At 35.0% G+C, this 16,727-nt stretch carries 12 protein-coding genes; 11 read left to right on the plus strand and 1 reads right to left on the minus strand.

What is annotated here, in order from left to right:
• Window positions 1–29 precede the first annotated feature (29 nt).
• The 10 genes from BK585_RS03055 (at window position 30) to BK585_RS03100 (ending at window position 15,468) form a co-directional block, all read left to right on the plus strand.
• Window positions 30–362: a hypothetical protein gene (locus BK585_RS03055; RefSeq protein WP_078551739.1), complete on the plus strand. Its 333-nt coding sequence runs from the start codon at window positions 30–32 to the stop codon at window positions 360–362.
• A gap of 1,369 nt (window positions 363–1,731) precedes the next feature.
• The gene (locus BK585_RS24350; protein ID WP_078551741.1) at window positions 1,732–3,111 is read left to right on the plus strand and encodes a lytic polysaccharide monooxygenase; all 1,380 of its coding nucleotides are present in this window, start codon (window positions 1,732–1,734) and stop codon (window positions 3,109–3,111) included.
• A 226-nt stretch (window positions 3,112–3,337) separates the two neighbouring features.
• A complete protein-coding gene (locus tag BK585_RS03065) occupies window positions 3,338–6,268 on the plus strand; it encodes a hypothetical protein (protein WP_078551742.1) in 2,931 nt (976 codons plus the stop codon).
• Between the two features lie 18 nt (window positions 6,269–6,286).
• A complete protein-coding gene (locus BK585_RS03070) occupies window positions 6,287–6,688 on the plus strand; it encodes a hypothetical protein (protein ID WP_078551744.1) in 402 nt (133 codons plus the stop codon).
• A 12-nt stretch (window positions 6,689–6,700) separates the two neighbouring features.
• Complete coding sequence (locus BK585_RS03075; RefSeq protein WP_078551746.1) at window positions 6,701–7,630, plus strand: DNA repair protein; 930 nt, start codon at window positions 6,701–6,703, stop codon at window positions 7,628–7,630.
• 15 nt (window positions 7,631–7,645) lie between these two features.
• Window positions 7,646–9,409: a DNA repair protein gene (locus tag BK585_RS03080; protein ID WP_245805771.1), complete on the plus strand. Its 1,764-nt coding sequence runs from the start codon at window positions 7,646–7,648 to the stop codon at window positions 9,407–9,409.
• A gap of 230 nt (window positions 9,410–9,639) precedes the next feature.
• The gene (locus BK585_RS03085; protein WP_078551748.1) at window positions 9,640–10,785 is read left to right on the plus strand and encodes an HD-GYP domain-containing protein; all 1,146 of its coding nucleotides are present in this window, start codon (window positions 9,640–9,642) and stop codon (window positions 10,783–10,785) included.
• Between the two features lie 236 nt (window positions 10,786–11,021).
• On the plus strand, window positions 11,022–12,218 hold the full coding sequence (locus BK585_RS03090; protein WP_139367483.1) for an HD-GYP domain-containing protein: 1,197 nt from the start codon (window positions 11,022–11,024) through the stop codon (window positions 12,216–12,218).
• A 127-nt stretch (window positions 12,219–12,345) separates the two neighbouring features.
• On the plus strand, window positions 12,346–13,527 hold the full coding sequence (locus tag BK585_RS03095; RefSeq protein ID WP_078551751.1) for a peptidase: 1,182 nt from the start codon (window positions 12,346–12,348) through the stop codon (window positions 13,525–13,527).
• Window positions 13,528–13,716: 189 nt separating this feature from the next.
• Window positions 13,717–15,468: a bifunctional diguanylate cyclase/phosphodiesterase gene (locus BK585_RS03100; protein ID WP_078551753.1), complete on the plus strand. Its 1,752-nt coding sequence runs from the start codon at window positions 13,717–13,719 to the stop codon at window positions 15,466–15,468.
• Between the two features lie 57 nt (window positions 15,469–15,525).
• Here the strand turns inward: BK585_RS03100 and BK585_RS03105 are convergent, their stop codons facing one another.
• Window positions 15,526–16,002 carry a hypothetical protein gene (locus BK585_RS03105; protein WP_078551755.1) on the minus strand — a complete coding sequence of 159 codons (477 nt, stop codon included), beginning with the start codon at window positions 16,000–16,002 and terminating at the stop codon, window positions 15,526–15,528.
• Window positions 16,003–16,100: 98 nt separating this feature from the next.
• On the opposite strand from BK585_RS03105, the gene BK585_RS03110 reads away from it, so the two are divergent.
• Window positions 16,101–16,685 carry a vWA domain-containing protein gene (locus BK585_RS03110; protein WP_078551757.1) on the plus strand — a complete coding sequence of 195 codons (585 nt, stop codon included), beginning with the start codon at window positions 16,101–16,103 and terminating at the stop codon, window positions 16,683–16,685.
• The last annotated feature ends 42 nt before the right edge of the window (window positions 16,686–16,727 follow it).

Below are 16,727 nucleotides of genomic sequence, written 5' to 3' on the forward strand. Positions count from 1 at the left end.
GCATTTTGAAATGAGAAAAGGTGAATGATATGGCTGACATCTTGTATGATTTGTTTTTAATTGTCTTTGGGATCATCCTCGGGATGATAGCAAAGGATCCCTTAAAAAAGATAGTTACAGGAAAGTATAAGGAAGAAGCGAGACAAAAAAAGAGAGTGAAACTTTTGATATATATACGCGAAAATAGCGCAAAGACAGCACCAACAACAGAAGAGCTAGCAGAGAAGGTGTTTTCAGGTAAACTCGATATCTCTTTGGTAAACGAGCTTTTATTAGAAATTGAACAATTTAATTTAATTAAAAGCATTCCAAGTAAAAATCAAGATTTAAGTAAAACAAAATGGATATCTCCCAAAAAGTAAGAGGTGGGGACAAAAAGTTGTATTTTGGAGGGTACTGAAAAAGTTCGGTTTTTAACTTTTACAGTGCCCTCTTTTTTTTACCCTATTGTCCCGGTTTTAACTAATGATGTCTCAATCTCATCTTAGCAGCGTGCGGAGCTGTTACCTTATAACCAAAAAGTTAGATTTTTTACTATTTGAGTGCCTATAATTTTCTCTTAGCTTTTATAAAATTACTTTAGCACTATCAATTATTATATAAAGCCTCTTTTTTAAACGGTAATATGGTTAATTCTGCAAACCTAGTTGCGTATATCTTTTTACCAAAATCTATCATCATTCCACTTAAAAATCTAATATATACCAAAACTCTACGACCGTTTTCATAATCAAATCAATTAATTCGACACAATCAACTAAATTTCTTCTAATGGAAGTGAACGAAACTAGTTTAGTATACACATCTTTTTCCTTACTATGTTAAAGGAATAAGCAAATGGTAAAGTTGTGAGGTCTAAAGTAGTATTTTTCACTATAACTAACACTTTTAAGTTTTTATTTTTAATTTATGGGGAATGGACAACTAGCTGTCAAACAGCTCAACTCCTTGATATACAAGGGATACAGGCATTAGTGAGGTTATCTAACAATAATATACCTTGTAGATAAAACTAAAATTGACAAGATAATTCTGAATAGTTAAAATTGGGTTTGTTTACACAAGCTGCTATTTACGAAACTGTTTTCGAACTCTATATCAACTCCGTAATTATAAATATACTCTAATATTTGTTCTAGTTGTCATTCCTCATATCCCTGTCGTGTAAAGTCATAACACACTATTTTAGTAAAGTTAGCTTTTCTTATTATTTGCTATCAATACCTGGTGGAAAGCTTAATCCTCGTAGCAAGTAGACTAGGAGGACGATAGTTTTTCTTCAGGGTTTGATATAAAAAGGATAGTGAAGTCCATTCTTTAATGGTCTTCCATACAGAAAGGAGCTGTTGAGAAGGCGATAAAGTTTAGTAATACTTATCATTCAACAAAAGAAGTGTCCTGGTTTTACTTGTAAATGCACGGTAGTGGAGTTCCTATCAATTCCAAAGCAAATTAGATTTGCAAAAACAGAGATGGTCACTTTCATAGAAAACGACTTGTATGTAATAGTCGTGCCGCACCCCTAATTATATATTGAGTACTTTGAGCCGCTTATATATCTCTTTACTACTGAAACAACATATTCGTTCTTAATAAGACAATGGATCCATCTTTCTTTAGGAACTGTGAAAGTTTTTGTGCGAATGAATGTAACTGCTTACATGCTAAAAAGCAGAGTAAAGTTAACAATGTATTGTAAAAAAAACTAAACCGATTTAGGAGGAAAATATATTGACAGCTCAAGGTATTCGTTTTAACCAGTCGTTAACCTTTAAGATGTTGGTAGTTGCCATAGGTACCGTACTTGCAACGTTATTGTTTTTTGTATTTTCAACTCAAAGTGCTTCAGCACATGGAAATTTGATGGACAGTCGTGCAACACTTTGTTATGAGGGTGTTAACGTGAATTGTGGTCGAGTTATGTATGAACCATATAGTGTTGAAGGAAGAGGTGACTTCCCAGAGGTAGGCGTACCGGACGGTGAACTTGCAAGTGCAAGTTTGTTTTTAGAGCTTGATGAGCAATCGTATGACCGTTGGGTAAAAGTTGATATGCAAGGTGGTCCATTTACATTTGAATGGCGAATTATCGCAAACCACAGCACAAACAACTGGAAGTACTACATCACTAGAGTAGGCTGGGATCCAAACGCACCTTTACAGCGTGCAGATTTAGAGCTATTTTGCTCGTATTATGATTACGGACAATTGCCACCTAATCGTGTAACTAACGATTGTGTTATTCCAAATGACCGTGAAGGATATCATGTTATCCTTGCTGTATGGGATATTGATGATACAATGAATGCCTTCTATCAAGCAATGGATGTTAACTTGAGCATCAATCCAAATGAACCAACTCATCCAGAGCCAGGCCATGCTGGTGACCCTGACCGCTTCGGAGAATATCACCCTTGGGTTGACTTTAGAGGTTATAGAGCCGGTGAAATTATTCATCACAACGGTTTCCTCTGGGAAGCACTTTGGTACACAACAGGGGATGAGCCAGGACAAAGCACAGTATGGAACCAACTAGGTGAATATGATGGAACACCTTACGAGCCAAGAGACCCGGGTGATGATAATGGGCATGACCCAGGAGACGGACATGGTCCAGGGGACGGGCATGATCCAGGAGATGGGCACGAACCCGATCCAGATCCAACAGAACCTGAAGACCCAACAGAGCCAGAAGAACCAACAGACCCAGGAACTGATTATCCTGCATGGAATTCAAGTACAATATATACTGGCGGAGAAATTGTTTCTTACAACGGCCAGCTATACCAAGCACAATGGTGGACTCAAAACCAAACTCCTGGTACACAACAATGGGGACCATGGTTGCTAGTATCTGGTCAGGAGCCTTCCGACCCAACAGATCCAGAAGAGCCTAGTAATCCAAGCGAACCAGAAGAGCCTACTGAGCCAGAGGAACCAACAGAACCAAGCGATCCAACAGAGCCAGGTGATTATCCTGCATGGAGTTCATCGGTAGTGTATACTGGTGGCGAAATTGTTTCTTACGGTGGTCAATTATACCAAGCAAAATGGTGGACGCAAAACCAACAACCTGGGGAAATGTATGGTCCTTGGGAGCTACTAAACTAAAAATTTACAAATAAAATAATAGCAAAATAGCTTTAGAGGGTGAGACAAAAGGTAATAAATCCTTTTGTCTCACCCTATTTTTGATGATAAAAGTAGAAAATACGTAAAAAGGTTCATTTTATACTAAAAAAAGTGCAGTGTTTATAGTAAAATAGAACTATAGTATACTTTACTGATAAAAGTTGTTTACTATTATTTCGCAAATAGACAATAGGGAGATCGACAAATGCATAATACTGTGGACTGGATAAAGAAGAAATTTAACTCGAATCAAAAATTATGGTTTTATCTTTTAGGATTAATAGGAACATTAGCAACAATCAATATCGCATTTTTTTATTCAACTCACTTTTGGTTGTCCATGTCTTTTACTGTCATTATCATTTTTATTACTAGCTATTATCTAAGTCTGTTTTTTATGTTTATTAAGAAAAAACAAAGAAATTATATACATAAGAATCATGAAGAATTACTTGAAAAGCTTAATGGCGTACTTAAAGAAGTAGCCGATATTGAAGAACGAGTAACGAACGATTCAAAGCTACAATATGACGCTATCACAACTTCGTTACAAGCCCTTGATGAAAAAATTTATCACAATATGGTTCAATCAACGACTGACATGACTGAAAAAATGGACACGATGCACGATCAGTTGGTAACTCTTCAATTAGAGCATAAAGAGCAATTGACATCGGAAGCACAACATCATGGGGATACGGTAGAACAACTACTAAGACAGCAATATAAAGCTTTAGAAAAACAAGGACAAACAGCACAAGAACAAATCCAAAAGAACATAGCTAGTAGCAGTCAGGGCTTACTAGAAAGAGTAGAGGCTACTAAAGAGGCAGTTTTAGAAACAGTAACTGTGGAGAGTAACCAAGTTGTAAAACAACTTGATGAGGTAAAAAAACAGGTTGATACAAGTGTGAAAGAGATGAAAGATGAACACAGTAAATGGTCAGAGGAGTCAGTATTACGCTCTAATGAATTACATTCAAAACTAGTAGATACTGTAAAGTCAGAAAGTAACCAAGTGGAAATGATAGTAACTGAAACGAAAAACCAGATAGACCAAAGGTTAGAAGAGTTATCTTCCCAACATGCTTTACTAACTGAAGAGGTAGTGAGAGTACTTAAGGAAAGTGAAGATGTCGTTCTATCTAAGCTAGTCACTGAAAACACTCAAGTAGGAACAATTATAATAGATGTCAAAACTAAGTTAGAACAACATGTAAATGAGTTAACTATTCAAAATGATAAATCGACGCAAGAGTTAGTAAGGATTGCGAAAGAACATGAAGAAACTGTACTTACATTGCTTAAGTCTGAAAACGATGCGACAAGAAATGTGGTAGTAGATGCAAGAGAGCAACTAGAAAATAAGGTAATAGGCTTAAACGTTCAACTGCTACAGAATACTCATCAGCTACAAGAACAGGTATCTGAAACCGAAGCAAAAATAGTAGCTGCATTAATTGAGGAGACAGAACAACTAGAAACGGCAGTCGGTCAGTCAGTACAGACAATCGAGATGTCATTAGGAGAAATAAAAGAACTAAATGTAACATTGACTGACCAAATAAAGGAAGAAACAAAACGATTAGAAGGCATGTTACTCGAGTCCATACAATTAGAAAATAATCAAGTTGGAGCATTGGTAGAGAACACGAGAATTCAACTTGCAAGAGAGTTACTTGAACTAAGAGATGAAACAGGTAAAAATACGGAAACAGTATTAGCCCAATCAACTCAAGACGCTACAGCTCTCCTAGATGCTATAGCCGAGACAGAAAATGAATTGACTACTAGAGTTGCGGAATGCTTAAGCGAGTCAACAAATCGCCTTGAAGTGGTTTCTTCTTTCTTACATGAAATGATAGAATATGCCAGTGAGTCTATTGTAAGCAATGGTAAAGCAATGGAACAAGAACTAGTGACCCATATAAATGGAGCAGAAAATGCAACAAAAGAACACATTGAAACACTGGCACATTCAGTAGATGAAAACATGGAACAGTTATCTATGCAAATTGATAATGTAGAGCGAAGTCATCAAGGAGAATTTACAAAAGCATTTGAATTAATAGAGCACTCAAGAAAGACTATAGTAAATGATTTAAACGACACTACTTATCAAGTAACGTTAGACATAAATAATAAACTTGAATCAGTTGCAGAGCGTGAGTCTACAAAGGTTACTTCAACGATTTCAACTAAAATTGAAGAAACAGGACAAGCCATTAAAGCAATTGAGACTCGTGTCTCAGAACAGATAGAGAGTATTCTCGAAGAACAAAGAGAATGGAAGAAAATCTTTGTAGAAGCATCCATACAAGAAGAGGAACAGTATATGGGACTCTCAACTCAGCTTCATGTGATAAAGGATGCATTAACAGAGATTCAAAATGATGCGCTCAAAAAAGTGGCAAATCACTTCTCGGAGTTTACCAATACGTATCAACATGAGCTCACACTGAGTAAGAATATGCTTGAAAAGAAATTCCAGCATGTAACTGAACAATTTAAAATGCTAACCAACAACTTTTCAGCAGTAACAGATAAATTTGAACGAGCATCTGGTAAAACAAATATCCAAGTGAATTCACTATTAGATTCAGGAAGAATAAGAGGAGAGAACCTAACAAATCTTTTACAAAAATCTACTGAATTTGAACAAATGCTTACCAATGCAACAATACAAATGGCAGAGCAACAACTAGAGGTGAATTCAAAAGTAGATGTGCTCAGTTCACAAATGCTGACGGTAAACAGTATCCTTAAACTGCTTCAGGACAATTCTGGACTAGAGAATACAAAAACAGTTTCAATAGAAGAAGCAACAAACGGAACACTGAGAGTCGAAAAAATTGTTGATGAAGAAAATGGATTAGAAATTGTGAATCAATATGATAAAGATGTGCTAACCACAAGTGAAATGTACGAGAAGGGCAAACTCGTATATTCTGCCAATTATGATAATTCAGGAAACATGAAAACTAGCAAAAACTTTGATAACGCTGGAAATATTCAAACGGAAATGAGTTATTTTCCAAACGGTGCGGTAAAGCAACGAAAAGAACGAATGAAAAAGAATGGAAAATTTATAATGGACCTAACTAGATTTGACCAACAAGGGAAAAAACTAAAATAACGGAGGCGGAATAAAACTATGTTTTTAAATCTATTAAATAAAAATGAAAGTCAAAATTTCCTAGAACTATCTCATGAAGCGATGATGATAAATGGTGTTGTGAAAGAAAGTGAAGAAGCAGTATATGCAACTTTTCAAAAGGAAACAGGATTACTAGAATATGAGCTCCAAGGAAAGAGTTTAGATAGTATTGTAACAGCGTTCCGTGCAAGCACAAAAAAAGTGAGAAAAGCGGTCGTAATTGAAATCGCCGGGATTCTAGGTGCAGATGAGGAAATTGATGAGAATGAAAAAAACTGGATATTAAAACTAGGTACAGACTTAGGTTTGCGAGAATCAGAAGTAAAAAAAATGGTTAGATGGGTTCAAGATTTTAATGATTTGTTGGCAGAAGGATATGAATACATTCATAAAAAGTAGGGGGTAGGATAAATGGGTTTATTTGGAGGCTTAGTTAGCAAAGTTGGTGGAGCGATAAAAAAGGCAGCTGGAGCTGTTGTGGATACTGGGAAAAAAGCATGTAATTATGTCAAAGAAAAGGTAACAAATACATGGTGTAAGTTTACTGGAAAAGATAAGTTTCAAGAGGCAGAACAACTGTATGAAGAAATTTCGAGTCGGTACAATCGAAAGCGAACAGAATTTGAGGGCGAGGTTACTCGGATAACCAATCAAATTGAAAAACGCATTACATCGATTAATGAATCAAAACGAAAAATAAAAACCGAACTGTTTGTAAATATGGCCACAAACTTAGAAAAAATACGAGAAATTGAGTTTAGCAAAGATTTTAGTGTTGAAGAGTATAAAAATGAAGTATTTACGTTTGATTTAGTTCGAGCGAAAAGTGAGCTCTATCAAATTGATTTTAATAAAAATAAATTAAAAACGAGAGTACAAGCTGTTTTTACTCTTGGCTTTTATACGAGAAAAAAGGCAAAAGAAACGCTTTATGCCGTTCAAGAAGAAGAATATAAAATTGATGAGGAAATCGCAAAAATGGACGCTGAATTAAAAAAACTAATTCTCATTGATGAATCATTACAAAACGTCGAGAATTATTTTACAGGATTGATTGAAGTATATGAACAATTATTAGTTCGTCTTGATAATTCAGTTCAGTATTTATACTTTAAGTGTATGCATTTTGCCCATAAGCTTGTTCAAAAGGAAATGAGTATCAAACGACTACCTGTCGTTCAACGAAAAGAACTTGAAGCAATTATTACAGCAAGCAAAATTTTAAAAGTGATGACTGAAACACAAATAACATCACTAGAAGAAAAAACAAAAGTGGCGACATATGAAAAAGATATGAAAAAACAACATAACGAGATGATGAAGGTGTTTAGTGCAGCCTAATCGTGGGGGTGAAAAATGATGAATGAAAGCAGAAGACAAGCACTTGAGCAACTTTCGACGGCCTCACCGCTTGAAATCACGAGAACTCTTGAACAATTTGAACTGTATGATATGAAATCATCCCAAGAAGTCATAGATGAAATATATACGGAATTCCAAAAAGGAGAAAATCTCGAAAAGGGTGTATTAATGCCAGTCATGATGTCAGTGATTAATGGGTTACTTGAGGCAACAAAAGCAGGCCGCTCAGCCAGGAAAAAAGGGCTGACAGCTTCAAGGATCATAGAGGAGTGTGAACAGTTCTCTTATAATGACAAGCCTGACAATTCTACAAACGTAAATGCGTATACGGAATTTAAAAATGTACAAGAAACGACTAAAAAACGCGGGACCGTGAATGCAAATATGACTCAGGAATATGAGAGAAACAATTACGAAGATAAAAAGGCCATGGACCGCTATAAAGATGGAAAAGTAGTTGGTGAAAAAAGCCTCGTCGATGAATACACTGGGAAACGAAACTTATATTTAAAACGAAACGACCCGAACAAACGTTATAATGACGATACATATAGGCAACAGGCGCAACCAGACCATATCGTCCCACTAAAGCAAGTTCATGATAGGCTAAGTAGCAATTATGCATTAGATGATGCCGATATCAAAAAAATATCTAACATTGAAGATAATTTTGCGGTTACATCTGCTAATATTAATCAAACTAAGGGAAAACGGACAAATGCCGAATATATCAAACATATGGAGGAGAAAGGGACACCAGTTGATGAGATAACGAAAGCAAATATGCTTAAGATGCAAAAGCAGGCAGAGCGAAAAATTGATGCACAAGCAAATAAATTTATAGCCAAAAACCTCATGGACAAAACCGATAAAGGAAAAGACATTAGGAATGAGACGGCAGGTGTTGCGGCTAATCAAGCGAAAGAATATGCGATTGGAAACCTTATCTTATTCATTGTAAAACCAATTTATTTCGAACTAAAAGATGGTTTTAAAAACGGCTTAACGAAAGGGGTTAATGCTTCATCTGCACTTGAAGCCCTATCAATTCGGTTTGGTCGAATTAAAAAACATGTAATCGAAAATGCATCATCGTTTATTGGAGATAACATGTGGGAATTCGTGAAAGGATTCATTTCTTCATTAATAGAAGGGATCATCAGCTTATTTGTTGGAATCTTTAAGCAAGTCCTTCGTCTTCTAAAAGAGGGAATAAAAATCTTCATGCAATCTGCCAAAATTTTATTTGGCAAAGATGCAAAGGAAATGACGCCATCGCAAAAAGGTGAAGCCATTATAAAAATAATAGGTGGTAGTGTCCTAGCCATTGCTGGTATTGGGATTGAAACTCTCTTAAATAAAATAGGCATTGGGGAACCTTGGTCGATAGTGTTAGCGACATTACTATCTGGTATTGCATCTGCTTTATTCATGTATCTTCTTGATAAAGTTGATTTGTTTAGCGTAAAAGCAGAACAACGAAGAGACCGTATCGCGGAAATATTCACAGAGCGAATTCAAGACATAAAAGAGGTATCTGAAGAATTTAATGTCGTAGCAATACAGACATTAAGAAAGCAATACGTACAGTTTGAAGACATACAAAGTGGAATTCAATCAGCATTAGCTACGGAAAACCTGGATTCTCTCAACTCAGGTTTATACCGCATGGCCGACTTTTTTAAAATAGAGTTGCCATATCGTAATACAGACGAATTTGTTGACTATTTTGATTCACAAGATGTTATTAAATTATAGTATAAGATAAACAAAGCTTCCCCAAAATTAGTTATAATGTTTAGAGGGTGAGGAAAAAGGTTCCAAGATAACCTTTTCCTCACCTTATTTCTATGAAAAGGAACAAAAAGATGTCAAGAAATATGTATTAAAGTTGTATGAAATAGGTACATAGTATGATAAAATGAATTGAAAGAAAAACTCGAATTTTGGCGAATTTTGAAACCAGATAATGGTAGAGGGAGCTTATCATGAATAAAAATCACTTGATTAATAAAGAACAACGAATAATAATATGGTACTTGCTTATGTTTTATATCTTTTACATAGGTTATGATTTATTCTTTTATTATATATGGCTAGGGGCTCCAGGTTCTCTACCAAATGGATTAGGAGTTTTTATTTATATCTTATTGCTGGCTCTATTGCCACTACCTTATTATTTGTTAAAAAAGAAACAACCCCATGCTATCAAGTATATTTATTTTATAGCTTTTACAGTTCTCACTTTAATTAATGATATATCATATTATTGGGGAACCGATATGGTATTTCAAAGTGGTAATATAGTTGAATTAATGATTATTCTTTTTTCACCTATATTTGTCAACAGATTATACTTTTTTATTGTTACCGTAGGAACTATGCTTAGACTAGCTCTTACAGGATTAATCCTTCAAGACTTAAACGTTTTCCTACCGATTATTCTAGTTTTTGTTTTTTCATTAATTGCATTTATTTTGTTATATAGTTTTTATAGTTATGTTATGGCTGTCAAAGATTCTTATAATCAAGAATTAGCAGAAATGATAAAGGGAGTTGTTGAGACATTTGAATTAAGAGTTCCTAATACAAGGGGCCATAGTGAAAGAGTAGCTGAATATGCGAGGATGCTCGCAAAAGAAACAAAATTAATAAAAAAAGAGGAATTAACTCTTTTTTACTTTGCTTGTTTGTTACATGATATTGGGAAAAATCAGATTCCAGAATATATCTTAAATAAAGCTTCAAACTTAACGACTGAAGAATTTGAAATCATAAACACTCATCCTACTATAGGTGCACAAGCAGTAAAACGTGTGGAAGGTTTAGCAGATTATATTGATGTCATTCAGTATCATCATGAGCGCTGGGATGGAAAAGGATATCCAGAACAAATAAGGGAAAATAACATTCCATTCCTTGCAAGAATTGTAGCAATCGCTAATACATTTGATTCATTAACAACTGCACGAGCTTACCGTGAAGCAGTTTCACCAGAAGAGGCGTATGAGTACATTTGTAAAGGGGAAGGAACACAATTTGACCCTCAGTTAGTCCACTTATTTAAGAAAGTTTTTCCTAGTTGGAAGAAGTATCATCAAGATTACCACAAGCACATAATCGAAGATAAATAGGTTATAACCCACAATCAGAATAGAATCGTGTTTTGAAAAGCTAATCTCTTTTAGAGGTTGGCTTTTGTTATGTATTTATATCAATGATGATAAATACCTGTGAAAAATTACTTAGAAAGATATAGGAAATTCTGTGATTTATAGTATGATAGAATAAATGACAAAAAAACTCGAATTTTAAATGAAAATCTTAAAGGAATTTATACTCTAATGTCGAATACAACGAGAAAGAGAAGGTGGCTATCTTGCAAAGACAAGCTAAAATAAATGCAGAAAAACAAACGGCTATATGGTTTATATTGCTTTTCTATTTTGTTTTCATATTCTATGATATTTTTTTTTACTACATTTTAAGTTCAAAGGGATTACCTTCTGGGGGACTTGGTTTTAGTCCTCATATTATCATGCTACTCCTTTTACCTATTACATACTATTTATTGAAAAGAGAAAAACCTGAAATTATTAAGTATATGTATTTTATTACATTTTCAGTGTTAACAATTGTAAATGATTTATTAATCTATTGGGAGTCTGATCAAAACTTTATAAGTGGAAATGCGGTAGAACTTATTATTGTCTTGTTCTCTCCTATCTTTGTAAATAAAAGATTTTTTATGGTAGTTTCATTAGGTACAGTAATTAGGTATTCGTTGGTGGGAGTAATTCTCCAAGATACTACTGTACTGTTCCCATTGCTTCTTATTTTTGTGATTTCTATAATGGGTTATATTTTATTAAATCGTTTTTTTAGTTATATCCTTGCGTTAAGGAACTCATACAACAAAGAGCTAGAAGGGATTGTTAAAGGAATTATCGCTACCCTTGAATTAAAGGATCCTTATACTAAAGGGCATAGTGAGAGAGTTGCTGATTATGCTTTGATTTTAGCAAAAGCTACAGGTTCCATAAAAAAAGAAGAGTATAATTCATTTTACTCAGTTTGTTTGTTGCATGATATTGGTAAAATCCATATTCCCGATTATCTCCTAACTAAACCTTCAAGATTAACTGAAGATGAATATGAGGTAATAAAAACTCACCCTGTTGTCGGTGCAAAAGCTGTAGAACAAGTTCAAGGAATTGCTGAATATATTGATGTCATTCAATACCACCATGAACGTTGGGATGGAAAAGGATATCCAGAGCAATTAAAAGAAAATCAAATTCCGTTCCTTGCTAGAATAGTCGCAATTGCAGATGCATTTGATGCGATGACTTCTTCAAGATCATATCGTGCTGCTTTACCGTTAGAAGAAGCCTATAAGCGAATTTGTGCAGGAGCTGGTACGCAATTTGACCCTCAGTTAGTACACTTATTTAAGAAAGCATATCCTGAATGGAAAAAATACCATCAAGATTTCCACTGGGAAGAAAAAGGCCTTGCACAGTCAGCAACTACATTGGAGGGAGGTGAAAAATATGAAAATTCGTAAACTAAAAAAAGTAAAGCTAACATGCTGGTGGTGCAATTATGTTTTAAGATAAGAGGTTAACAGTTTGGAATGCTTATATAATTTAGAATCCTCCGCCGTTTTATCAATCTAAAAGGATGGCTTGAATATGAAACTATCATTGGGAACACAACTTACTTTATTTCCTTTAGATATTCGTAAAGACAATAAGCATTATATTGTTGAAGAAGTCACTTCTGGTGACTTCTTCGAGATGCCTAAAATTTGTATTGACGCCATTCGTTTACTTGAAGAGGGACAATCGTTAGGTTCGGTTGAGTTGCAATTAAAAAAGATGTACCCGAATGATAGTGTGAATTTGATTGAATTTGCGCAACAACTTCTCGATTTAAAACTAGTAAAAGAAATTAATGGAATTGCTTTTGAAGATAAGAAAGAGAATCAAGTGGAGAAAGGGTATACATGGATTTCGCCACTAGTTGGACGTTTCTTTTTTAATACAGTCAGTAACAAACTATACATATTGTTGTTTCTTGCTTCTCTTATCATATTTATTTTGAATCCACACCTGTTTCCAAGCTACAAAAATGTGTTTTTATTTGATGCTATTGTACCAAGTCTATTAACTTGGCTTGCGCTTTCTTTAGTATTAGTACTAGTTCATGAGTTCGGACATATTCTAGCTGTGCGGTCTTTTGATTTACCTGCAAAGATGGGGATTGGAAATCGTTTGTTTTTTGTCGTTTTTGAAACGGACCTTTCCACAGCTTGGAAGCTCTCAGTGAAAGAGAGAAATGTTTTATATTTTGGCGGTATTTGTTTTGACCTCATAATCCTCTTTGGTGCATTGCTCCTTCAATTGTTATTTCCAGAGAGTCATCCATTGGTACAAGGTATTCTTAAGTTAATGGTGCTTGATGTCTTTATTCGTATGATTTATCAATGTTGTTTTTATATGAAAACAGACTTTTACTATGTCTGTGAAAATGTAACGGGCTGTTATAACTTAATGGAAAATGGAAAGCAATTGCTTCAGAAAAAAATTCCGTTTCTAAAAACAGAAGAAACAACACAACTATTCGATGGCGAAGAACGAATTGTCCGGCTGTATGGGTGGTTTTATATTACTGGGGTCGTATTAACGTTTGGTTTATTTGGTGGTGTATTCATCCCGCAAATGTATTATGCCTTTTCTAGGTCGTTACCTGGGTTACTACAACCAATTACGACTGCTCCTTTCTGGGACGCTGCTGTTTTTCTAGGGCAGTCGATACTCATGATTGGTTTACTTTTATATGCGATTCGAAAAAAACGAATTTATGAAGATTGATTTTATAGGATATAGTAAATGACAAGGGGTGGGAAACTACCCCTTGTCATTTTTATATATAGTGGTCATTTAAGGCTTTGCTGCTTGCTTATAATGGAAACATTTAAAACTAGTAATAAAATTAGAATCATTCTAAAATAATAATATGGTTCTTTAAAATAGGTATATTACATCAAAAGGGTGACAGCGATGGACTCAATGGTAAAAAGCTTATGGTTAACTGAACAATTTAATAGGACAGCTACCCACATCTTTGATTTATTATCCAATCGAATTGGGATTAACACCTTCTTTATTGCTACAAATGATCGAAAAGACAATGTTGTTCTCAAAAGCATCAATCGTCAGTATTCATTAATGGTGGAAGGCTCTAGTTTACCATTTGAAAATGTTCTTTGTCGGTTTGTATGTGAAAATATAGATGAGCCTTTTGTCATTTCTGATTTAGCTAACGACCCTCGAACAAAGCATGAGCCAGCAACGAAAGCCCTTAACGGAAGTGGTTGCTTTGTTGGAGTGCCGATTGTATTGCGAAATGGCGATGTTTTCGGAACGTTGTGTGGACTCGATAAAGTTCCATATGATTTTACGGATGAAGATATCTCACTCTTACGTTCTCTTGGTAGCTTATTAAGTGTAACGGTTGAATTGGAAAGAATGAGCAAAATAGACGAGATTTCAAACCTGTATACCGTTTCTTTTATAAAAAGCTTATTCTCTAAGCTGGCAACGGAAGAAGGAAATCTAGGACTTTTATGTGTGGATATTGACCATTTCAAAAAAGTAAATGAAGTGTATGGATATGAAGTAGGAGACCAATTATTAAAACTTATGGCAGAGCGACTTCAAGCAGTCTTTAGCAATCAAGCGTTTGGCTGTCGTTTCTCAGCAGATGAGTATTTATTTATCTTTACAAGTAATGGAACAGTAAGCATTCTAGACGAGATCCAAGTCAAGTTTCTAGAAATTCAACACGCTCTTCTACAACCATTTTATATAAATGGGCACGAGTGCTATTTGACATGTAGTATCGGTGTAAGTGTATACCCTAACGATGGACAAGAGTTTGATTTACTTATCAGAAATGCACACAATACGATGAATCGTTCTAAAGAAGGAGGACGAAATGCGCTGCAATTTTTTACTAAAGCTCATTTCATTGAAAAAGAACAACACTTGGATTTAGAACAAGGTTTATATCGCGCGCTTAATGAAAAACAGCTCTTTATAGAATATCAACCACAGTATGATTTGAAAGACGAAAGAATGGTTGGGATGGAGGCATTACTCCGATGGCAACATCCATTACTAGGAAGAGTGTCTCCTGCATCTTTTATCCCTATCACCGAAGAAAATGGATTGATAGTTTCAATAGGAAAATGGATACTTCGAGAAGTATGTATTCAAGGGAAGACATGGGTTGAAAAGGGAATCGACTTTAATGAAATCTCTATTAATATATCCATTCGACAATTAAAGGATAGAAACTTTTTATCGGACGTACGTTTTATATTAGATGAGACAGGGTTTGAGCCTGCGATGCTTAAGTTTGAAATTACTGAAAGTATGTTTATTCAAGATACTCTGTATATTAAGGGGATCTTACTTAAACTAAACGAGTTAGGGATAAACATTTCGTTAGATGATTTTGGAACAGGATATTCATCCCTGAGCATTTTAGGAACATTACCACTTCATACGATTAAAATTGACCGCTCGTTTGTGACAGGGATGAAAGAGAGTGAGAAAAAACAAAATATTGTTAAATCAATTATTAGCTTAGCGAAGGCTCTTCATATATTTACGTTAGCAGAGGGCATTGAATCAGAAGATGAAACTCATATTTTACATGGGTTAGGTTGTTCCTATGCTCAAGGATATTACTATAGTAAACCGGTTTCACCTAAAGCTATTGAATCATTACTATTTGACCAAAGTTAACAAAGGATAACTCTTGAGGAGAAAGCTCAGCCTCTTGAGTTATCCTTTTCTTTTGCATTATCCAATAGGCTTCAAGTTTAATTGGTCTAACGCGTAATTAACTTCATTTAGGTTATAAATTTTCCGCTCAATGCAAAATTGAACGACTAGGTCACTATACTCACTATCTGATAATGAATATCCGGCTGAGCCTAATAAGGTCTCGGTATCCTCAATCGTCAATTCAAGGGCCAAGGCAAGAGCAATGATTGTATTTTTTCCAGGACGATAACTTACGTTTGTTCGAATCTTTGAGAAGTGTTTTCGGTCCATTTGGGCTTTTTTATAAATCTCAGAGTCGCTTGTTTTTCTTTCGTCAATAAAGCGAAACAATACCTCTTTGAAGACGGGTTTTTTTTTCGTTTTTATAAAATCTTCGATATCTAGTTCAAGGTTACTCTCTAATGTTTTATAGGATGTAAAAGAAGCTTCTAATGGAGTTTCGTGTAAAGAAATAAAGGCTCGTAGCTCGTCTATGATTTTAGAATCAAGCACAAACATCTCCTCCTGAAAAATGTCGCTTTCAAGGCGACCAATATATGGATAAATTCAAATACAATTATACCATATTCAAATAAGGGGAGATGGTCGTAATGAAGAGAAAAGTAACGGAGCTTGTTTTTTTACTAGATCGAAGTGGGTCAATGGCGGGACTTGAAGGAGATACAATCGGGGGATTTAATGCGTTTCTACAAAAACAGTGTAAAGAAGAGGGAGAAACGGTAGTAACAACAGTCCTCTTTGACGATGACTATGAGGTTTTATGGAATGGGACGGACGCTAAAGAAGTTAAGCTGACTGAACGAGAGTATTTTGTAAGAGGAACTACTGCTTTATTAGATGCGGTAGGAAAGTCGATTATGCAAGTAGGGCAAAGGATAGCCTTGACCAATAATGAAGAACGACCGGAAAAGGTTATTTTCGTTATAACAACGGATGGGATGGAAAACGCAAGTAAGGAATTTACTTATCCAAAAATAAAAGAGTTAATTAATCATCAGCAGGAAAAGAATAACTGGGAATTTATTTTTATGGGAGCTAATATAGACGCGACGGAGGAAGCAGGCAATATTGGGATAAAAGTAGAAAATGCTTATCGATTTGAAGCATCTAGTCAAGGTGTCGAAAGTATGTACGACATCGCTTGTGAAATGGTTTTAGAAAAAAGAAGAAAATAGTTCAAAGTAGACTTGCTAGGGATATGATTTCTAGTAAGTCTC

Source organism: Bacillus alkalicellulosilyticus (assembly GCF_002019795.1).
Lineage (GTDB): Bacteria > Bacillota > Bacilli > Bacillales > Bacillaceae_F > Bacillus_AO > Bacillus_AO alkalicellulosilyticum.